This window comes from Boseongicola aestuarii, from assembly GCF_900184815.1.
Classification (GTDB): domain Bacteria; phylum Pseudomonadota; class Alphaproteobacteria; order Rhodobacterales; family Rhodobacteraceae; genus Boseongicola; species Boseongicola aestuarii.
In genome coordinates this window covers 309,600-329,723 of sequence record NZ_FXXQ01000002.1, presented here as the reverse complement: position 1 = coordinate 329,723, position 20,124 = coordinate 309,600, and the positions used below count along the sequence as shown (strand labels likewise).

The 20,124-nt window shown below is 58.6% G+C and carries 21 protein-coding genes; 9 read left to right on the top strand and 12 right to left on the bottom strand.

The window, feature by feature from the left end; all coding sequences use genetic code 11:
- Positions 1-15: 15 nt before the first annotated feature.
- Positions 16-1,035: a TRAP transporter substrate-binding protein gene (locus BOA8489_RS04590; protein WP_093972804.1), complete on the bottom strand. Its 1,020-nt coding sequence runs from the start codon at positions 1,033-1,035 to the stop codon at positions 16-18.
- A 181-nt stretch (positions 1,036-1,216) separates the two neighbouring features.
- Here BOA8489_RS04590 and BOA8489_RS20125 point away from each other — a divergent pair, with 181 nt between their 5' ends.
- Positions 1,217-1,894: a GntR family transcriptional regulator gene (locus tag BOA8489_RS20125; protein ID WP_176440209.1), complete on the top strand. Its 678-nt coding sequence runs from the start codon at positions 1,217-1,219 to the stop codon at positions 1,892-1,894.
- A gap of 12 nt (positions 1,895-1,906) precedes the next feature.
- On the opposite strand, the gene BOA8489_RS04575 is transcribed toward BOA8489_RS20125, so the two are convergent.
- Entirely contained in the window at positions 1,907-2,791 is an 885-nt protein-coding gene (locus tag BOA8489_RS04575; RefSeq protein ID WP_093972802.1) for an NAD(P)-dependent oxidoreductase, read from the bottom strand.
- A 167-nt stretch (positions 2,792-2,958) separates the two neighbouring features.
- On the opposite strand from BOA8489_RS04575, the gene BOA8489_RS04570 reads away from it, so the two are divergent.
- The 4 genes from BOA8489_RS04570 to BOA8489_RS04555 are packed head-to-tail and all read left to right on the top strand — an operon-like array spanning position 2,959 to position 6,615.
- Positions 2,959-3,717 (top strand): SDR family oxidoreductase, encoded by a 759-nt coding sequence (locus tag BOA8489_RS04570; protein ID WP_093972801.1) that lies wholly within the window; start codon positions 2,959-2,961, stop codon positions 3,715-3,717.
- Between the two features lie 30 nt (positions 3,718-3,747).
- On the top strand, positions 3,748-4,590 hold the full coding sequence (locus BOA8489_RS04565) for a fumarylacetoacetate hydrolase family protein (RefSeq protein WP_093972800.1): 843 nt from the start codon (positions 3,748-3,750) through the stop codon (positions 4,588-4,590).
- Positions 4,583-5,527 (top strand): 2-hydroxyacid dehydrogenase, encoded by a 945-nt coding sequence (locus tag BOA8489_RS04560; RefSeq protein ID WP_093972799.1) that lies wholly within the window; start codon positions 4,583-4,585, stop codon positions 5,525-5,527. The genes BOA8489_RS04565 and BOA8489_RS04560 overlap by 8 nt, the downstream gene beginning before the upstream one ends.
- Positions 5,524-6,615: a mandelate racemase/muconate lactonizing enzyme family protein gene (locus BOA8489_RS04555; RefSeq protein ID WP_093972798.1), complete on the top strand. Its 1,092-nt coding sequence runs from the start codon at positions 5,524-5,526 to the stop codon at positions 6,613-6,615. Before BOA8489_RS04560 ends, BOA8489_RS04555 begins: the two co-directional genes overlap by 4 nt.
- On the opposite strand, the gene BOA8489_RS04550 is transcribed toward BOA8489_RS04555, so the two are convergent.
- Entirely contained in the window at positions 6,612-7,367 is a 756-nt protein-coding gene (locus BOA8489_RS04550; protein WP_093972797.1) for an SDR family oxidoreductase, read from the bottom strand. The two genes, BOA8489_RS04555 and BOA8489_RS04550, sit on opposite strands and share 4 nt — an antisense overlap.
- A 66-nt stretch (positions 7,368-7,433) precedes the next feature.
- Between BOA8489_RS04550 and BOA8489_RS04545 the strand changes: the two genes are divergently transcribed.
- Entirely contained in the window at positions 7,434-8,465 is a 1,032-nt protein-coding gene (locus BOA8489_RS04545; RefSeq protein WP_093972796.1) for an L-idonate 5-dehydrogenase, read from the top strand.
- Positions 8,462-9,217, top strand: coding sequence for a sulfite exporter TauE/SafE family protein (locus BOA8489_RS04540; protein WP_093972795.1), 756 nt, complete (start codon positions 8,462-8,464; stop codon positions 9,215-9,217). The genes BOA8489_RS04545 and BOA8489_RS04540 overlap by 4 nt, the downstream gene beginning before the upstream one ends.
- On the opposite strand, the gene BOA8489_RS04535 is transcribed toward BOA8489_RS04540, so the two are convergent.
- Both BOA8489_RS04535 and BOA8489_RS04530 read right to left on the bottom strand, forming a co-directional pair.
- Positions 9,214-10,656, bottom strand: a complete 1,443-nt coding sequence (locus tag BOA8489_RS04535) for an aldehyde dehydrogenase family protein (protein WP_093973042.1) — start codon at positions 10,654-10,656, stop codon at positions 9,214-9,216. The two genes, BOA8489_RS04540 and BOA8489_RS04535, sit on opposite strands and share 4 nt — an antisense overlap.
- A gap of 90 nt (positions 10,657-10,746) precedes the next feature.
- The gene (locus BOA8489_RS04530; RefSeq protein ID WP_093973041.1) at positions 10,747-11,766 is read right to left on the bottom strand and encodes a Gfo/Idh/MocA family protein; all 1,020 of its coding nucleotides are present in this window, start codon (positions 11,764-11,766) and stop codon (positions 10,747-10,749) included.
- Between the two features lie 148 nt (positions 11,767-11,914).
- On the opposite strand from BOA8489_RS04530, the gene BOA8489_RS04525 reads away from it, so the two are divergent.
- Positions 11,915-12,712 (top strand): N-acyl homoserine lactonase family protein, encoded by a 798-nt coding sequence (locus BOA8489_RS04525; protein ID WP_093972794.1) that lies wholly within the window; start codon positions 11,915-11,917, stop codon positions 12,710-12,712.
- Between the two features lie 53 nt (positions 12,713-12,765).
- Here BOA8489_RS04525 and BOA8489_RS04520 read toward each other — a convergent pair whose 3' ends face one another.
- A complete protein-coding gene (locus BOA8489_RS04520) occupies positions 12,766-13,428 on the bottom strand; it encodes a 50S ribosomal protein L25/general stress protein Ctc (protein ID WP_093972793.1) in 663 nt (220 codons plus the stop codon).
- 169 nt (positions 13,429-13,597) lie between these two features.
- On the opposite strand from BOA8489_RS04520, the gene BOA8489_RS04515 reads away from it, so the two are divergent.
- Positions 13,598-14,224 (top strand): sugar O-acetyltransferase, encoded by a 627-nt coding sequence (locus tag BOA8489_RS04515; RefSeq protein WP_093972792.1) that lies wholly within the window; start codon positions 13,598-13,600, stop codon positions 14,222-14,224.
- Here the strand turns inward: BOA8489_RS04515 and BOA8489_RS04510 are convergent.
- The 6 genes from BOA8489_RS04510 to odhB form a co-directional block, all read right to left on the bottom strand.
- Complete coding sequence (locus BOA8489_RS04510) at positions 14,202-14,774, bottom strand: hypothetical protein (RefSeq protein ID WP_141138237.1); 573 nt, start codon at positions 14,772-14,774, stop codon at positions 14,202-14,204. The genes BOA8489_RS04515 and BOA8489_RS04510 overlap by 23 nt on opposite strands.
- 141 nt (positions 14,775-14,915) lie before the next feature.
- Positions 14,916-16,079: an alpha-hydroxy acid oxidase gene (locus tag BOA8489_RS04505; protein WP_093972790.1), complete on the bottom strand. Its 1,164-nt coding sequence runs from the start codon at positions 16,077-16,079 to the stop codon at positions 14,916-14,918.
- A gap of 377 nt (positions 16,080-16,456) precedes the next feature.
- Positions 16,457-17,845, bottom strand: a complete 1,389-nt coding sequence (lpdA, locus tag BOA8489_RS04500; RefSeq protein ID WP_093972789.1) for a dihydrolipoyl dehydrogenase — start codon at positions 17,843-17,845, stop codon at positions 16,457-16,459.
- A gap of 78 nt (positions 17,846-17,923) precedes the next feature.
- Positions 17,924-18,259, bottom strand: a complete 336-nt coding sequence (locus BOA8489_RS04495; protein WP_141138236.1) for a hypothetical protein — start codon at positions 18,257-18,259, stop codon at positions 17,924-17,926.
- Positions 18,256-18,597 carry a hypothetical protein gene (locus tag BOA8489_RS04490; protein WP_093972787.1) on the bottom strand — a complete coding sequence of 114 codons (342 nt, stop codon included), beginning with the start codon at positions 18,595-18,597 and terminating at the stop codon, positions 18,256-18,258. The genes BOA8489_RS04495 and BOA8489_RS04490 overlap by 4 nt, the downstream gene beginning before the upstream one ends.
- Positions 18,598-18,601: 4 nt before the next feature.
- Positions 18,602-20,122: a 2-oxoglutarate dehydrogenase complex dihydrolipoyllysine-residue succinyltransferase gene (gene odhB, locus BOA8489_RS04485; RefSeq protein ID WP_093972786.1), complete on the bottom strand. Its 1,521-nt coding sequence runs from the start codon at positions 20,120-20,122 to the stop codon at positions 18,602-18,604.
- Positions 20,123-20,124: the final 2 nt, after the last annotated feature.

Sequence of the window (20,124 nt, the reverse complement as noted above, 5' to 3'; positions counted from 1 at the left end):
TTGAGCGAACAGCGATTAGTTTGAAACCAAACCAAGCTGTGTGAGATAGCTCATGTGAGCATCAACAAGTGCCTTAGCTTCAGGCGTCGTTGCGAACTCAGGCCATGTTGCCTGCGCTGCTGCACGGAACTTTGCCAGCTCTTCAGGTGCCCACTGCGACAGGGTCACGCCCTGTGTGCGCAGTAGCGCCGCTGCTTCGGCGTTCTTCTTTTCGAACGTTAATGCAGTGCGAAGCGCAAGGGCTTCCATGCCGACCTTCATGATCTTCTGGTGGTGTGCAGGCATCGCGTCAAACACGGCCTTGTTACACGCCAGGTGATCGGACGGCATCGAGTGGAAGCCAGGGAAGTTGGCAAACTTGACGATATCATAAAGGCCAAGACCAACGTTGTTGGCCAAGCCAGAGGCGTCAGCACCGTCGATGATGCCGGTCTCCAAAGCCGTAAAGATTTCGGTGAAATCCATCACGATCGGCGAAGCGCCAAGCTTTTCAAAGATCTTGGTTTCCATGCCTGGGGGCGAACGGAACTTCCAGTCCTTGAAGTCAGCGACCTTCTCAATTGGCTTGGAAGACGCAAAACTCTCCTGACCGTAGACCCACCAACCGATGAGCTCCATACCGTACTTGTTGTAAAGCGGTGCAGCGGCTTCGCGACCACCGCCAAAGTACAGCCATGAAAGCTGCTGGTACGGCGTGTCGTAGCCACCCATGATGTCAGCCACGAACTGGAACGCGGGGTTCTTACCGGTCTGGTAACCACCGCCGGTCATGTCGCAGTCGAGAATTCCGGTTGCCGCAGCATCGAACGTCTCAACCGACTTCACAACGGAAGACGAGTAGAACATCTCGACCTGAATTTCGCCATTCGACATCTCGACGATGTCGTCGATGTACTGCTGAGCCAACTGGCCGGATACGGTTTCAGGCGCATAGTGCGTCTGGATGCGTAGGTTCGTCGTTTGCGCCGCGGCGGCAGTTGCACCGACAATCGCAAGAGTACTTGCCGCGGCTGCGGCGAGCTTCATGAATTTCATAATTGGTCCTCCCAGAGTTCAGTTATGCCCATCGCGGTCTTCGCCGCGTCTTCATGGGGCCGAGTCGACCGTAACCGCGCTTTTCATGCCTGCCAACAAAATTCTGGAAAAACTGAAAATTTCAAAATTCTTTGCAAATCTCAAAAAGTCTCTGTTACACACGAGTCGCGAAAGGCTGCCCATGAAGACCGACTCACCGGCGATCTATGCCGATCTCAAAGAGAAACTGATGAACGCGCGTTTCGGTGCGGGCGAGAAGCTGAAGCCGGCGGAACTTCAGGGTGAATACGGCTGTTCGGCCAATACGGTGCGCGATGTGTTGCTGCGTCTGACAAAGGTCGGGCTCGTCAATTTCGAAATGCAGCGCGGCTTTCGCGCGCAATATACATCTCCCGAAAAGCGAAATGACGTCACCCGGTTTCGCACGTTGCTTGAACAGGAAGGTGCTACCCTTTCGATGAAACTTGGCGGCATCAGCTGGGAAGCCGACCTTACGGCGGCGCACCACCGACTGAGCCACCTCGAACGTGAATTCGAACGTTCCGGAGATCTTGCAGACAACCCTGACAACATGAAGCTATGGACCAACGCGGAATGGAGTTTTCACGACACGCTGATCTCGCGCTGCGGCTCGCCTATGCTGCGCGACATTTACGAAAACGTCTATGCCCAGTTCCGTCAGCAAATGGTCGCGCAGGAACGTGACTTTGGCCGCAGCTATTTCAGTGCCATCATCGCCGAACATCAGGCAGTTCTTGATGCCGCGCTGTCGCGCAACGTCGAAGCCTGCCGTGCTGCGATTCACGACCACCTGAAACGAAACTATGTCGAGGCCAAACCCCTCGAAACGGCGGTTTGATGCGGTGCCGCGTCAGTCCAGCCCATTCTGCGCCTTAAGCTCAAGGTAAAGCCCGGAATGATCCAAATCCGCCCCATCCATTTCTTCCGCAAAATACGCGAAACGATCACGTATTGCTTGCGTCGAGGGCAGTTTCAGACCAAGTGCTGCCGCCTCGGCCAACGTATTGTCGAGGTCTTTCACCTGCAATTTCGACAACCCACCCGGAACGAAATTGCCGGTCGTCATCCGTTCGCCGTGTTGCTGCAAAATCGTCGAATCGGCAAAGCCGCCGCGCAAGGCCTGCCGCACAGCTGCCGGGTCGGCGCCGCCTTTCTCCAAAAGCAGCATCGCCTCGGCCACCGCCCCGATCGTTACCGCCACAATTGTCTGGTTGGCCAGTTTCGCCAGTTGGCCGGCCCCGCTTGCGCCGACATGCACTGGCCGTCCAAGATCGTTCAAGACAGGCAGGGCGCGCGAGAAAACCTCCGCATCGCCCCCGACCATGATCGCGAGGCTCGCCGCTTCGGCACCCTTTGTTCCACCGGAAACAGGTGCATCCAGATGCACGCACCCAAGCCCTTGCAGCAACTTCGATTGCGCGCGTGCATGCTCCGGCTTGGCGCTCGACATATCCAGCCACAAGGTTCCGGGCCGCAATGCAAGGCGCAGGTTCGCGTCTTCCAAAAGCGACCCCGTGGCAAACCCATCCGACAGCATCGTCAAGACGACATTAGCCCCGTTGACGGCCTCGGCAGCGGTCTCGGCAATGCGTGCGCCATCCGCTTCCAACCCGTTGGCCCGCGCGCGCGTCCGGTTCCAGACTGTGACGTGATGACCGGCCCGCACAAGATTGCGCGCCATCGGAAACCCCATCAAACCGGTGCCAATGACTGCGATATTCTGTCTGTTCGTCATCTCGTCACCTCTGTCTTGACCGTGGCGAACCCTAAGCCTATCCGCGATTGGAAAACCACTAAAAGCGGCGACGGCATCGACAATAGGGCGTATCCGAACTCGAAAAAGACCGTGAATGGCATAAACAACATCAGCGGCAACGCCGCTTGATCGCATGGGAGAAAAGCATGAAATCTAAAAGGCTTGAGGGCAAACGGGCCCTCATCACCGCCGCCGGTCAGGGGATCGGTCGCGCCAGCGCAATTGCCATGGCCGATGCGGGTGCCCACGTGGTTGCCACCGACATCAGCGAGGCCGCTCTCGAAGACCTCGCGGCAGCGAATCACGCAAACATTGAAACCCGACTGGCCGATGCCCGAGACACTGACAGCATCAAAGCCGCTGTGGCGCACGCGCAACCGGATGTCCTTTTCAACTGCGCGGGCTTCGTCCATCACGGAACGGTTTTGGACGCCACGGATGAAGAATGGGATTTCGCTTTTGACCTGAACGTTAAGTCCATGTTCCGCACGATCCGGGCGGCCCTTCCGGGTATGCTCGAACGCGGCAACGGTTCGATCATCAACATGGCCTCGGCCTGTTCTTCCATCATCGGCGCACCCAATCGGTTCGTCTACGGAACCACCAAGGCGGCCGTCATCGGCCTTACCAAATCGGTGGCGATCGACTTCATCACCAAGGGCATCCGCTGCAACTGCATCTGTCCTGGCACAGTTCAAAGCCCCTCACTGGAAGATCGCCTCCAAACTCTTGGCAAACAGGTCGGTGGCTACGAAGAAGCCCGTAAGCAATTCATTGCGCGCCAGCCCATGGGCCGCATCGCAGCCCCCGAGGAAATCGCGGCTCTGACCGTCTACCTCGCCAGCGACGAAAGCGCCTTTATCACCGGACAACCCCACGTAATCGATGGCGGATGGTCGGGCTGACCCGATCTTCCCAACAGAAGGAAAACACTCATGAAACTCGTACGTTACGGCAAAACTGGTGCCGAAAAACCCGGCTTGATGCACGGCGATAGCCTGCGTGATCTCAGCGCCCATGTCGACGACATCACAGGAGCTACGCTCGACGATGCAAGCCTTGCGCGCCTCGCGGCAATCGATCCTGAAACACTGCCCGAAGTTGCCGGAAATCCCCGCATCGGTCCGTGTGTCGGCAACATCGGCAAGTTCCTCTGTATTGGACTGAACTATTCTGACCACGCTGCCGAAACCGGCGCTGCCATTCCCGAACACCCGATCCTGTTCTTCAAGGCAAATTCGGCAATCGTTGGTCCCAACGACACCGTCATGATGCCCCGCGGGTCGACCCACACCGATTGGGAAGTCGAACTTGGCGTCGTCATCGGCAAGGCCGCGAAATACGTCTCGAAAGAGGACGCGCTCGACTACGTTGCGGGGTATTGCATCGTGAACGACGTCTCCGAACGCCATTTCCAGACGCAACTAACCGGCCAGTGGACCAAGGGGAAAAGCCCGGACACATTCGGCCCGACTGGCCCTTGGCTGGTGACCAAAGACGAAGTTCCGGACCCGCAGAACCTCTCCATGTCCTGCGACGTGAACGGCAAGCGGATGCAGACCGGCACGACAAGCACGATGATTTTCACAGTTGCCGAAATCATCGAACACCTTAGCCACCTGTTCACTTTGCACCCCGGTGACGTCATCTCGACCGGGACCCCTCCGGGCGTTGGCATGGGCATGAAACCCCCGACTTACCTCAAGGTCGGTGACGTCATGGAATTGGAAATTGAGGGCCTCGGTCATCAGCGACAGGAGGTCGGCGAGGATGCCTGATCTCCTGCAAATCGGCGGCGCCACGGATGAGATGAATGCGCGCGTTTCCGCGGCATTCACCATTCAAAAAGCAAGCGACCATGCGGATCTGGCTGCGTGGCTCGCTGAACATGGTGACAGGATCACCCACGTGCAAACCAACGGCCATGACGGAGTCAAACCCGAGATCATGGCCGCGCTGCCGAACCTCCAGATGATCTCGTGCTACGGGGTCGGGTATGACAACATTGATGCCAAAGAAGCCGTCCGCCGCGGCATTATGGTCACGCACACTCCGAACGTCCTGAACGAGGAGGTCGCGACCACTGCGGTTCTTCTCATGCTCGCGTGCTACCGCGAACTTCTGCGCGATGATGCCTGGGTGCGCTCCGGCAACTGGGAAGCCAAAGGCAACAGCCCGCTTACCCGCTCTGCGGACAACCAAACCATCGGTATCCTTGGGATGGGCCGTATCGGTCAGGCAATCGCCGCCAAACTTGCGCCTTGGAACCCGACAATCCTCTACCATACACGGAGCGAAAAAGACGTTCCCTACCAATATGTTGGCGACCTGATCGAGATGGCTGAACAATCCGACGTCCTGATCGTCATCACCCCCGGCGGCGCGTCCACGCATCACCTCGTCAACACCGAGGTCATGAATGCGCTTGGCCCCAAAGGCACACTTGTCAACGTCGCGCGCGGCACCGTAATCGACGAGACCGCGATGATCGCGGCCTTGTCGGAAGGGCGCCTCGGCTGGGCGGGGCTCGACGTTTTCGAGAATGAACCAAAGGTCCCGCAAGCCCTGCGTGACCTCAAGAACGTCACACTCCTTCCCCACGTCGGCAGCGCCACGCACGAAACGCGCGCTGCTATGGGCAAGCTCACCGTGGACAACCTGTTAAGCCATTTGAACGATGGCACGGTCATCAGTCCCGTGCCCGAGTGTCAATGACCAGGATCACTTCGATCGAGCCACGGCTTTTCGCCGTGCCGCTCGACGAGGTGCTGGTCGATGCCAAACACGGCGCGCACAGCCATTTCCACTTGATTACTGCCACCGTCACACTGGAAGACGGTCGCTCTGGAACCGGCTACACCTACAACGGCGGTCGTGGCGGCCATGCGACCCTCGCCATGATTGAACATGATCTTGCGCCTTTTCTGATCGGCGAAGACGCCACGAACATCGAGGCCCTGACCGATGCAATGGATGCGCACATGCATTACGTCGGACGCGGCGGGATCCTAAGCTTTGCCATTTCCGCTATCGACATTGCCCTTTGGGACATCCGCGCCAGAGAAGTGGAAAAACCGCTCTGGCAACTGGTAGGCGGCGCTGCGAAGACCTGCAAGGCCTACGGCGGTGGCATCGACCTCGCCTTCCCGCTTGAAAAGCTGAAATCCCACGTCCAAGGCTACCTCGACGCGGGCCTGAACGCCGTCAAGATCAAGATCGGCCAACCTACCGAAGCCGAAGACATCACCCGCATTCTCGCCATCCGTGATCTACTAGGCCCCGACCGCGCCTTCATGATCGACGCAAACTACTCGATGAGCCGCGATCAGGCCGTCTCGCTTGCCCGCGCCGTTCAGAACCAGAACATCCTCTGGTTTGAAGAACCGATCATTCCCGACGACTACCCCGGATACGCCCATGTGGCCCGAGAAGGCGGTATCTCCGTTGCTCAAGGCGAAAACCTCCATACCATCCATGAATTCGAGATGGCCCTTGCCCAGGGCGGTCTCGGCTTCATCCAACCTGACGCCTCGAACTGCCTTGGTATTACCGGTTGGCTACGCGTCGCCCAACTGGCACGCGAACATGACGTTCCGGTTTGTTCGCACGGAATGCAGGAGCTTCACGTCAGCCTTGTGTCCTCCCAACCTCACGGCGGCTGGCTCGAAGTCCACAGCTTCCCCATCGACCGCTACACGCGCCGCCCTCTCGTCATCGAAAAGGGCAGGGCCGTCGCGCCTGACTCTCCCGGCATAGGCGTCGATTTCGACTGGGAAAAACTCGCCCCCTTCAAAGTCCGCTAAAGCGACGCAGTAATCCCGCCGTCCACATAAAGCGTGTGTCCGTTTACAAAACTGGATGCCGCAGACGACAAGAACACGGCGGCTCCCTGCAACTCGTCGACCTTGCCCCAACGCCCCGCAGGTGTGCGCTTCTCCAGCCATGCGCTAAACTCGGGATCCGCGACCAGGGCCGCATTCAGTGGCGTGTCGAAATACCCCGGCGCAATAGCGTTGCACTGTAACCCATACTTGGCCCAGTCCGTGGCCATACCCTTGGTCAGGTTCGCGACAGCGCCTTTGGTCGCCGTATAGGGCGCAATTCCAGGTCGCGCCAAAGCTGACTGCACGCTGGCGATATTGATGATCTTGCCCGCCTTGCGCGAAATCATGTGCCGCGCGACCGCTTGCCCCACGTGGAAGACACTGGCGATATTCGTCTGTAACAACCGCTCGAACGCATCGGCCGGAAAGTCCTGCAATTCGGTGCGATGCTGCATCCCGGCGTTGTTGATCAGAATGTCGAATGCCATGCCCTCGGCCTCGGCACTGTCCACCGCCGCACGCACCCCGTCATGGTCGGTCACGTCAAACGCCAAAGTCGCGGCGCCACCCAAACGCGCAGATGCTTCTGCCAGCTTCCCTTCATCCCGTCCGTTCAACACCACGGATGCGCCCGCCTCGATCAAGCCCTCAGCCAGTGCAAAGCCAATCCCCTGCGACGACCCGGTAATCAGCGCGCGACGCCCCGAAAGATCAAACAGTTTCGATGACATGCTATTCCCCCCAATGAATTCCAAGGCTACCTTCCGGGTCAAAGCGGGGAACCGCAAGGGGGGATTATGAAAGCCATCGTCATTCACGCAGCCCACGATCTTCGCGTCGAAGACCGCGAAGCGCGCGCACCCGCCAAGGGCGAAGTCCGCGTGGCCATTCAGGCAGGCGGCATATGTGGCTCGGACCTCCACTATTATCACAATGGTGGCTTCGGCCCAATCCGCCTGAAAGAGCCGATGATCCTGGGCCACGAGGTGTCAGGCGTCATCACCGATCTCGGCGACGATGTGACGGGCCTCACGAAGGGCCAGCTTGTCGCCGTCTCGCCATCACGCCCCTGTCAGGCTTGCCAATACTGCCTGAAGGGCATGCAAAACCATTGCGAAAATATGGCCTTCTACGGGTCTGCCATGCCCTTCCCGCACATCCAGGGCGCCTTCCGCGAAGACCTGATCGCGCTGCCCCACCAATGCGTCCCCGCAGAGGGCCTGACGGCAGGCGAAGCCGCCATGGCCGAACCGCTGGCGGTCTGCCTCCATGCGGCCCACCACGCCGGGGACCTTGTCGGCAAATCCGTCCTCGTCTCGGGCTGCGGTCCAATCGGTCTACTGTCGATCCTCGCTGCCCGACGCGCGGGTGCGTCGGAAATTATTGCCACCGACCTCAGCGACTTCACCCTGAAAAAAGCACGCGACATCGGAGCCGACTACGCCCTCAATCTCGCCACTCACCCGGACGCTCTGGCCCATTGGCAAACAGGCAAGGGCCAGATCGACGTGCAGTTCGAATGTTCCGGGGCTCCGCAAGCTGTGGCGGCAGGGGTCAAGGCCCTGCGTCCGCAAGGCACCCTCGTCCAGCTAGGCCTTGGCGGAGACATGACGCTGCCCATGCAGGCGATGACGGCCAAGGAAATCATCTTGAAAGGCTCCTTTCGCTTCCACGAGGAATTCAAGTCTGCCGTGCAACTCATGCAAAAAGGCCTCATCGACGTTGCACCGCTCATCACGCAAACCTTCCGGCTTGCTGACGCCGTCAAGGCTTTCGACACCGCCGGAGACCGCAGCCAAGCCGTCAAAGCCCAGATCGACTTCACGTGATTCCATCCGAATTCCTCCCCACAGGGCTGTCGGAGTTTGCGTTTTACAGCCTTGCCGCGATCAGTTTCCTCGGCTCATTCATCACCGTTGCACTGGGTATCGGAGGCGGTGGTCTGGTCCTTGCCGTCATGGCAATACTCGTTCCGCCAGCTGCCCTTATTCCCGTCCACGGCGTTATCCAACTTGGCTCCAACGCCGGGCGTCTTGCAATGTTTGTGCCTCACATCTTCTGGAGCGCACTTCCCGCCTTCGCGGTCGGCACCGTGATCGGGGCGTCCATCGGCGGAGCCATCGCCATTGACCTGCCGCCCGCGTATGTACAAATCGGTGTCGGCGCCTTCGTCCTGTTCACGATCATCGCCAAATCCCCCAAGTGGCTCAGTCGCTGGCCCGCCATCACCGGCGTGATCTCAAGCTTCCTTACGATGTTCTTTGGGGCCACGGGACTTTTCGTTGCAAGCTTCACCAAGTCCCTCTCGCTGCCGCGCCAGCCCCACGTCGCGACGCATGCCGCCATGATGACACTTCAACACGGGTTGAAAGTTCTCATCTTCGCAATGCTGGGTTTTGCATTCGCACCCTGGGCCCCGACGATCGCCGTTATGATCGCGACGGGTCTTCTGGGCACCTATGTTGGCAAACACGCCTTGGCCAGAATGAGCGACAAGAACTTCAAAACGGCGCTGAATGTCGTTCTCGTCCTGATCTCGCTGCGCCTGATCTGGGCCGGATTCAGCGACCTAAGCCGCTAACCAAGCTTAACCGCGATGTTCTTCGTCTGAACGTAATTCCAAAGCGCCTCGCGGCCCTTCTCGCGCCCATAGCCGGACTTTCCATAGCCGCCAAACGGCGTCTCAACACCTCCCGCGAACCACTCGTTGACGAAGACCTGTCCCGCCCGCATCCGCTGCGCCACCCGTGTCGCCCGGTCCAGATCCCGTGTGAATACACCACCGACCAGCCCGTAGTTCGTCGAGTTCGCGATCTCAATCGCCTCGGCTTCGTCATGGAACGACATCACCGACAAAACAGGACCAAAAACTTCATCCTGCGCAATCGTCATGTCCGATGTCACCCCGTCCAGCACAGTCGGCTCCAGGAACGCGCCGGGCCGATTGAGCTTGCGCCCTCCTGTTACCACCCGTGCGCCTTGCGCTTCGGCCACCTGAACCATACCGGCGGCCCGGTCACGTTGCCCGTCCGAGACCATCGACCCCATGTTCGCGCCTTCCTCAGCCCTTTCAATCCCCGGCCCGACCGACAAGGACTGCGCAATTCCGGCTGCGCGCTCCACCAACTCCTCGCGCAGGCTTTCGTGCACAATCACACGGCTCATCGCCGAGCAAACCTGACCCGCATTAAAGTAAATTCCCCAACGGATGTCGTTCTCGAACGCGTCCAAATCCGCGTCCTCATGCACAATCGCGGCCGACTTCCCGCCCAACTCCAGTACACAAGGCACCACGTTGGCCGCCGCCGCTGTCGCAATCGCAATACCCGTCTGAACGGAGCCTGTGAACACGATCTGCCGCACCCCTGGATGCGACACCAATGCTGCGCCCGCGTCACGACCCAGACCGCAAAGGACGTTCACCGTCCCGGAGGGAAACCCGGCTGCTTCTGCGGCTCTCGCGAAATAACCATTCGTCAAAGGAGTCAATTCAGGGGACTTGATCACGCAAGTATTCCCCGTCGCCAGGGCCGCCGATATCCCGCGCGCCGTCATCTCAAGCGGGTAATTCCAGGGGATCACCTGCGCCGAAACACCGTAGGGCTCGTTCACTGTCCAGTCGAAATAGCCAGCCCCCAAAGGAATTGATTTCCCCTCAACGGTCGATGCCTGATTACCGTAGTACTCGAAATAGAGCGCGGCCCCCTTCACCTCGATCACCGCTTCCCAAAGCGGTTTGCCCTGCTCAAGCGTCAGAACGCGGGCGATCTCGTCCAGATGTGCAAGCAACCAGCGCCCCATCTCTTGCACCATCCGGCCACGCTCAATGGGCCGCATGTCGGTCAAGACCCGCGACCTATGCACCCGCTCTGCCGCGCGTACCGCGCGATCCACGTCCGAAGCATCCGCCAAGGCGTGTTCTGCCAGAAACCCACCCGTTCCAGGGTCCTGCACATCAATGCGCCCGGCGCCACCATCGCACCATGCCCCATCGATGTAATTCTGCCAAAATTCCTGCATGCCAATCTCCGCGCTCTTCCCATACGAGGCACCGCCCGGGCGGCTCATCGCAAGCCCGTCTGCGCCCCTTCGCGTCGCAATCGCGCCATATCAAAGCGTCAGCTTGCAGCCTTCTGCGTCCGACCGGTAAACGGCTTCTTCGATTGTAACGATCGTCAGGTATTCGCGGGCCAGGTTCTCAAATGGCGCCCCATCCAGAACCCCCGCGACGACGTGCTCCTGCAAGGCGTAAACGCAGTCGCCAGCAAACCCCTCCGTCGTGGGAGTGAACACCAGCGCGCGTTCCAAAGACCCAAACTCCCGCTTCCAGACCGTTCCGTCGCCCAGTAATTCCAAGACACCCTTCGTGCCTTCAACAAGGGCTTCGCCCATCGTCCAGCGCGTGTTCGTAGCGATATGATCAATGTGGCGATTGCCGTCGAACAACGACCGAACCCCGTTTGGATGATCCATGATGAAAAAGCCTGCATCCTCACCCGCAATCACCGGATTGAGCCTCCGCAGATCCGCATAGACCGCTGTCGGATCCCCCAGCAAATAGCGAAATGTATCAATGAAATGGACAGCCGTTTCATGGATCAGCAATCGCTCCATTTTCTGGAAATACGGCTGGCGATCCAGATAGGCCCGCGGCCCCTGACCATCGCCGGGACGCAAGCGAAACGACACCTGCTGCAACTCCCCCAGCTCACCGGACTCCAGTACACCTTTGATGAACCGGAACCAAGGCTGAAAACGGAAATTCTCATGCACAATCAACGTCACACCCGTCGCTTCGGCCTCGGCAGCAATGACCTTTGCCTCATCCAAAGTCCGACAGAACGGCTTTTGGCAAATGACGTGTTTCACCCCATGCGCAAAAGCGATCCGCAGCGTTTCCGCATGTGTGACTGGTGGCACTACTACGTCCAGAATGTCCGGAGACACCGCCGCAAGCATCGCTTCAAGATCATCAAACGCAGGGGCGCCGGTGGCCTCGGCCGCAGCAAGATTTCGGTCACAGACCCCGGCCAGATCCGCCCGCGGCATCCGCCCCCAGGCGTCCACATGGAATTGGCTGAAATACCCGGCCCCCACCATCGCTACCCGCAATGATCCAGTGTCTTCCATGTCGATTTCCCTCCGAATGACGCTCCAAGCGTCTTGTTCAGTCACCCAACTGTCAACACCGGACCCTTGCAAGACAAAGGTTTTTCTTGCCGCGCAGGGCAGGGCTGGCATGATCGTCGTGGCACCTTCGCCCAAAGGAGAACACCGAATGTCCGAATGGGAAGTCTTTTCGATCAAATACGCGGATCGCAGTGCGCGCACCCGCGCCGACAGCTTCATCTTCGACGACAACCACGATGCGCCGCACGAGATGGATTACTTCATGTGGCTCCTGCGGTCAGGCGACGAGTTCATCCTTGTCGATTGCGGCTATGACGACGCCGAAGCCAAAGCGCGCGACCGCCCCATCCGCCGCGATCCCGGCGCGGCCCTCGCACCTTTCGGCCTCAAACCTGAAGACATCACTCAAATGATCGTCACCCACCTACATTATGATCACGCTGGCGGTCTGCACCTCTTTCCCAACGCCCGGCTTCATATGCAGGCAGCGGAAATGGCCTATGCCACCGGACCCTGCATGTGCCACGGCACCCTGAAAATGCCGTTTACCGCCGGCCACATTTGCGAAGCGATCACACGGCTCTATTCCGGCAAGGTCACGTTCCACGACGGTGACGGCCAGATCGCAGACGGTGTCACTGTCCACAAGATCGGAGGTCATAGCCGAGGCCTCCAGTGTGTCCGCGTCAAAACGCGGGCAGGGTGGTTGGTGCTGGCCTCCGATGCCTCGCACTTCTACGAGAATCTCTGGGCCGCCAAGCCGTTCCCCATTGTCGTCGACCTTGAAGACATGCTGAACGGATTTACCACGCTGCAAACGCTGGCCAGCTCTCCGAACCTGATCATCCCGGGCCACGATCCGCTGGTGCGAAACTATTTCCCAAGCGAGCTGGACGATTTCATCCACCGGCTCGATGCCGGTCCTTCAAAAGACGTTGCCAGATAGAAAAAGGGCGGCGCACCTGGCACCGCCCTTTAAACCTTGACCGCGCGGGGAGATTACTCCTCGCCGCCCTCTGTTTCTTCGTCACCAGTTGTCGGAACTTCATCCGCGTCAACTTCATCCTCGTCTTCGTCCGCCTGCGAGGCAAGACCAGAAGGCGCCTGAATGTTGGCAATCACGAAGTCGCGGTCGATCGTTGGTTTCGCGCCACTTGGCATATCAACCATCGAAATCGTAGCTGTGTCGCCGATTTCCATGCCTGCAACGGATACGACAACCTTCTCAGGAATATCGCCAGCCGTCACAACCAGTTCGACCTCGGGGCGTACCATCGTCAACACGCCACCCTTGCGGATACCAGGGCATTCCTCTTCGCCCACGATCTCGACAGGAATATACAGCGCGATCTTCGATGTCCGCTTCAGACGCATCAGGTCGAGGTGTGTCGGAAGATCCTTCACCACATCCCGCTGAACGTTCCGGCAGATGACACGCACGTCGTCGTGGCCTTCAACCTTCAGGTTATAAAGCGTCGCCAGAAAGCGCCCGGCTTTCAGGTTCTTGTACAGTACGTTGTAAGGGATGTTGATCGCTACGGGGTCTGCGCCGCCGCCGTATACGATGCCAGGTACGAGCCCGTCTCTACGAGCTTGACGAGCGGCCCCCTTGCCTGTCCCCGTCCGTACCATAGCGTTAAGATCAGGAATCTCACCAGCCATGGGTATCTCCAAATTTTCTGCGTTGCGAGCGGCCTCCAAGGGTGTCCGCTCATGAGTGGCTGCCTATAGCGAGCGATTCTCGTTTTGGAAAGAGGAATCGTGATAATCCTTGCCGGTCCGGCTTTTCTCTGAATTCATCGATCACAGAACAGGAAAAGTGGGGCAGGTCATGCACGACACGGAAAGCGGTTACAGCAGGATGTTGGCCGGGCAATATTACTTAGTTCCGGATGCTGAACTTGAAGCGATGCAGGTCGTAGCGAGCGAAACCTGCGCGCGACTGAACACAACGCCCTACAGCGCCATGGCGGAGCGTGCGGAAATTCTTCAGGAGTTCTTACAACACTTTGGAGGCGGCATGGTTGTGCCCCCAATCCGCATTGAGTACGGCCGCCACCTTTCCATTGGCAAAGCGGTCTATATCAATTCAAATTGTACCATCCTTGACGGTGCCATGGTCAGAATCGGCGATTTTTGCGCAATTGGTCCTGGAGTGATGATACTGACCGCCGGGCACCCGCTTGTGCCAGAAGAACGTTTTCTGACCGACACGCATACCGGCGACTTTCAAAACGCAGTGGCGATCAACCATCCCATCACCATCGAAGATCATTGCTGGATAGGGGCAGGCAGCATCATATTGGGCGGCGTCACCATCGGCGCAGGCACTACCGTCGCCGCCGGAAGCGTCGTGACACGATCCTTGCCCGCCCGCGTGCTTGCAGGCGGCTCCCCCGCGCGGGTCATTCGCGAAATTCCGGAAAAAGACCCCGTCAGGCCGGGTCGAACACCGTGAAATTCGGCTCGATCTCGCCGTAAGCACAGTTTGCATCAAGCAATGCGGCATGCGTCGCCCCGGGGTGGCGCTGTGCCAGCAACTTCAGGTCGACGTAATTTGCGACCAACTGATCGATTTGCGGGTCGTCCGGATTGCTCAGATCCCAGGTGACATAGCCGCAAACCAGCCCGCGATTGCGGTCATATGTTCCCATGAAATCCACGGCTCCCAGCAGACGGTCGACGGGATACCAGTTGATCCGATACGCGGTCAGATGCGCCACAGGTCCAAACTCGGCCGGAAAGGCTTCGCTGATGTCAGGCCCGGGCGTCGCACTTGCCGGGATCGCTACGCCATCCAGACGCAACTCAATCCCGCCCGAAGCCGGCGTGGCCTCGACGCTTTCAAACAGCGCAGTAGTCGCGGCGACCAAAACATCGGTTTCATCCGCGAATTCAACGTCATCCTGCCCTGCGCAGGCAGACACAGTCCCGGCGACCAAAGCCACCAGCGGTAAGGCAAAGAGCCTTTTCACAGACATATGAAACGTACCACTCATCATAGGCACAAAATACTTCCCAGCATGAATTGCGGCAAGAACATGCCGACAAATCGACGTATTTTGGGTCGCAAGCGTGGCATTCAAGCGCGTTTCAGCAACAATACCGCCGAAACCAAGTGAAAGTCGCCAAAGCCGGTGCTTCGGACCCTAAGCCCAGTCCCCCGAGAATCCCTTCGGCACCAAAACGATATCGCGATCCACATCCTGAATGTCACGCTTTCCGCACAGCGCCATCGACACATCCAACTCCTTGTGAATCACCTCCAAAGCGCTTGTCACACCTTTCTCGCCCATCGCACCCAAGCCATACACCCAGGCACGCCCGATCATCACGCCTTTGGCCCCCATTGCGACGGCTTTCAGCACGTCCTGACCGCTGCGAATTCCGCTATCCAGCCAAACCTCAGTCTTGTCTCCGACCTCTTTGACGATATCTTCCAGCATCCGGATAGAACTCAACGCCCCATCCAATTGCCGCCCGCCATGGTTGGACACGACAATCGCATCCGCACCGACCTCGACCGCCTTCTTTGCGTCCTCAACATCCAGAATACCCTTCAGGATGACCTTGCCTCCCCACATCTCCATCAACGTCTTGATGCGATCCCAATCAAGCGACGGATCGAACGCCTCCGCCGTCCAGGATGACAATGACGACGGGTCCGACACCCCCTTGGCATGTCCCACGATATTTCCAAAGAACCGCCGCTTGGTCTGAAGCATTTCCAGACCCCAAGTGACCTTCGTCATCATGTTCGCCACAGATTTGATCGTCAGCTTCGGCGGAGCAGACAGCCCGTTCTTCAAATCCTTGTGCCGCTGCCCCAGAACCTGCAAATCGACCGTTATCACCATCGCCGAGACGTTCGCCGCCCGCGCTCGCTCGAACAGACGCCCCATGAAATCGTCGTCTTTCAGTGTGTAGACCTGAAACCAGAAGGGCTTGGTCGTATGCGCCGCCACATCCTCGATCGAACAGATCGACATAGTCGACAAACAAAACGGCACACCGAACTTTTCAGCGGCCTTCGCCGCCTTGATCTCGCCGTCCGCGCTTTGCATCCCCGTCAAGCCAACAGGCGCCAAGGCAACCGGCATCGACACGTCTTCGCCAATCATCTGACTTTTGATCGAGCGGTTGTCCATATCCTTCGCAATCCGCTGCCGAAGCCGGATCTTGTCGAAGTCACTCGTGTTCTCGCGAAACGTCTGCTCGGACCAACTACCGCTCTCGGCATAGTCATAAAACATCTTCGGCACGCGCCGCTTATAAATGCGTTTCAGGTCCGCGATCTCGGTGATTATTGGCATGGGGTCATTCCAATTGAGCAGTGGTCACTTTGGTTTACCAATATTAGCAAGCCCTGTCCTGCGGCAAAACGCAATTGCAAAAACCTGATTCGAATTCGATACGATACCGAATTGGTGGTGCGGCTCTGGCCTTGGTTTCTTCCCCAAACCGAGAACTCATGGCACCCTCCACACCGAATTGCACCAGAGGCCGGCCTGCAAAGGCGGAGCCGTGCAAATGCTGGTGCGATTGGGCGACGAACTTTAGGTGCCGCCAGACTGGCGCTGGCCATCACAGACAAAAATGCGTGCCACGCAATAATTCCACCAATCCCATCTTCGCGTTTTTCAAAGAGATCGGGATCGTCGAACGACGGATCCGTATCGCCCCAAACCCATCACGCGTGAATGGCACCATCTCCACAGTCCAAAGCGGCCTCCCGGACAGCCTCGGAATAGGTGGGATGTGCGTGGCAGGTCCGTGCAAGATCCTCGGCCGCAGCTCCGAACTCCATGGCGACACAAATCTCGTGAATGAGATCACCGGCCATTGGCCCGATGATATGCGCGCCCAGAATCCTGTCGGTTTCCTTGTCCGCAAGGATTTTCACGAAACCATCGGCGGCGAAATTCGCCTTGGCGCGACCATTGCCCATGAATGAGAATTTGCCGACCTTGTAGGCGTGGCCCGCCTCCTTCAACTGCTCCTCTGTCTGCCCGACATTGGCGACTTCAGGATGCGTATAGATCACGCCCGGAATGACACCATAATTCACATGCCCGGCCTGGCCGGCAATTGTCTCGGCGACGGCCATGCCCTCGTCCTCGGCCTTGTGCGCTAGCATCGGTCCCGCGATTGCGTCTCCGATGGCGTAGATGCCCTTCACATTGGTCGCCCAATGCGCGTCTGTCATAACCTGCCCGCGCTCGGACATCTTGACTCCAAGCTCAGCCAGCCCCAGTCCGTCCGTGTAAGGCTTGCGGCCCGTGGCAACCAGAACCGTGTCGGCATCAATCGTCGCCTCGCTATCGTCTTTCTTCAGCTTGTAGGTCACCTTCGCCTTGGTCTTGGTCGCGGAAACGCCCTGCACCGCAGCCCCCATGATGAACTTCAAGCCCTGCTTTTTCAAAATCCGCTGGAAGGTCTTCTGAATTTCCGCATCCATCCCCGGCGTGATCACGTCGAGATATTCGATCACCGTCACATCCGCGCCAAGACGGCTGTAGACCGAACCCAATTCCAGCCCGATCACACCGGCGCCAATCACCACCATGGTCTTGGGGATCTTGCCCAACTCCAAAGCACCGGTAGAGGACACGACGACCTTCTCGTCTACGTCGACACCCGGCAAAGTGGAAACATCCGAACCGGTTGCGATCACGATGTGCTTGGCCTCGTGAACGTCGTCGCCAACTTTGACCTTGCCGGCCTCCGGGATCGAGCCCCAGCCTTTCAGCCAGTCCACCTTGTTCTTCTTGAACAGGAATTCGATGCCCTTTGTGTTGGCGTCGATCGTGTCTTGCTTGTAGGCGAGCATGGCTTTCCAATCGACTTTGGGTTTGGCGACGCCAAGACCCATTTTCGAGAAGTTATGCTCGGCCTCGTGCAGCATTTCGGTGGCGTGCAGCATTGCCTTTGACGGGATACAACCGACGTTGAGGCAGGTTCCCCCAAGGGTTTCGCGTCCTTCGACACAGGCCGTTTTCAACCCCAGCTGAGCGCATCGAATAGCGCAGACATAGCCGCCGGGTCCGCTGCCGATGATGATTACATCATAATTTGCCATTGGGTTTTCCTTTGCAATTTGACGAGGCTGGGGGCTTTGCCCCCTTGCCCCCCAGGATATTTTCAAACAGGTGAATAATCATGCGCGTGAACACCTGAGCGGAGCGACAAGCATCGTTTCGATAAAGCGCGCACCTTGAGAGTTCGTTGCTTCGATCAGCACGTCGTCGGGTGCATCGACCCAGGCGCAGCTTGGCTCAAGCGCGATAGTGCGACGCGCGATTGCCTTGCGGTCTGCCAGGGAGCGGGGCTCATTTGGATCGAATATGAAGAGGTGCATACGCGCGCCATCGTTTCCGTAGGCAACATTTGAGGGCACATGACGGGCGGTTGCCGCGGGCTCGACGACGGGTGCGGCGCAACCCGCCAGTGCGAGGAGCGCAATGGCCAGGGATATGCGAACGGCGGCTGTCACCACCCTTGCGCCCATGCACTTGGCAAGGTGACGAGGATGATCAGTGCTGCAACGGTAACGACGATGAAGGCCAACGGCACGTCAAACAACAAGTAGCCGTGAACGCCGTAGAACCCGAGCATCGCCACGACCACCGCCATCGCGGCCTTGCGCGACTGTTTCTGCCATGCCGCCCAAATTGCATAGATCAGCAATAGCGTGATTGGCATTTCCAAGAGTCCGATCCACAAGGGCAAGTCGAACACGTCAAAGGTCGAATGCGCGAACATCGTCGCGTAGACGCCCAGCAGCGCGATCATGATCGCCGCGCTGCCAAATCGTGTTCCTGGCCAGGCCATCCCTTTACAGATCCATAAGCAACCGGCGCGGATCCTCAAGCGCTTCTTTCACGCGCACAAGGAAGGTCACGGCACCTTTGCCGTCAACGATCCGGTGGTCATAAGACAGCGCCAGATACATCATTGGGCGGATCACGATCTCGCCGTTCACGACCATGGGGCGTTCCTGGATCTTGTGCATGCCGAGGATACCCGATTGCGGCGGGTTCAGGATTGGCGACGACATAAGCGAGCCGTACACACCTCCGTTCGATATCGTGAAGGTGCCACCCTGCATTTCTGCCATCGACAACTTGCCATCGCGACCGCGCGCGCCCAACTCGTTGATCTTCTTTTCGATTTCGGCGAACGACATCTGGTCGGCATTGCGCACGACCGGCACGACCAACCCATTCGGAGTGCCGACCGCGATTCCCATATGGACGAAGTTCTTGTAAACGACGTCCGTGCCGTCAATCTCGGCGTTCACCTCGGGGACTTCTTTCAAGGCATGGGCACAGGCCTTGGTGAAGAACGACATGAACCCGAGCTTCACACCATGTTTCTTCTCGAAAAGCTCCTTGTACTCTTTGCGCAAGGCCATCGTCGCAGACATGTCGACCTCGTTGTAGGTCGTCAGCATGGCGGCCGTATTCTGCGCATCCTTGAGGCGACGCGCGATGGTCTGACGCAGACGAGTCATCTTCACGCGTTCCTCGCGACCGGCATCTTCGGCTGCGACCGGACCACGCGGAGCTGCCGGTGCAGGGGCGGCTGCAGGAGGTGTCGGACTTGTCAGGGCTTTCTGAACGTCTTCTTTCATTACGCGGCCGTCACGACCCGTGCCGGTCACCTGATCCGATGACAAACCTTTTTCGGCCATCATCTTTTTGGCTGAGGGCGCGTCTTCCACATCGCGTCCCTTACCCGCGGCTGCAGAGTCGGGCGCCTTCGAAGCCGCCACGTCGGGACCTCCGGGTTCGGAAGGCGCAACTGCGCCGTTGCCGGACGATATCACCGCCAGCTTTCCGCCGGCTTCGACGGTTGCACCTTCTGCAGCCAGAATCTCGCCAAGGATACCAGACGCCGGTGCCGGCACTTCGACCGAGACCTTGTCGGTTTCCAGCTCGCAAAGCATCTCATCCTGCGTGACGCTGTCACCAGTCTTTTTGAACCAGCTTGAAACGGTCGCTTCCGTTACGCTTTCGCCCAATGTTGGCACCATCACGTCCACCGACTGGCTGCCACCGGAAGCCGCGGCCGTTGGCGTTTCCGACTTGGCCGGAGCTTCCGCCGCGCCCGCGCCGTCACCTTCAGCCAATGTTGCAAGCAAGGCATCCACACCAACGGTCTCGCCCTCGGCGGCGATGATCTCGCCCAAGGTGCCCGCTGCTGGCGACGGCACTTCGACCGTTACCTTGTCGGTTTCAAGTTCGCAGAGCATCTCGTCCACCGCGACTGCATCGCCGGGTTTCTTGAACCATGTGGCGACAGTTGCCTCCGTGACGCTTTCCCCAAGCGTCGGCACACGAATTTCAGTTGCCATTT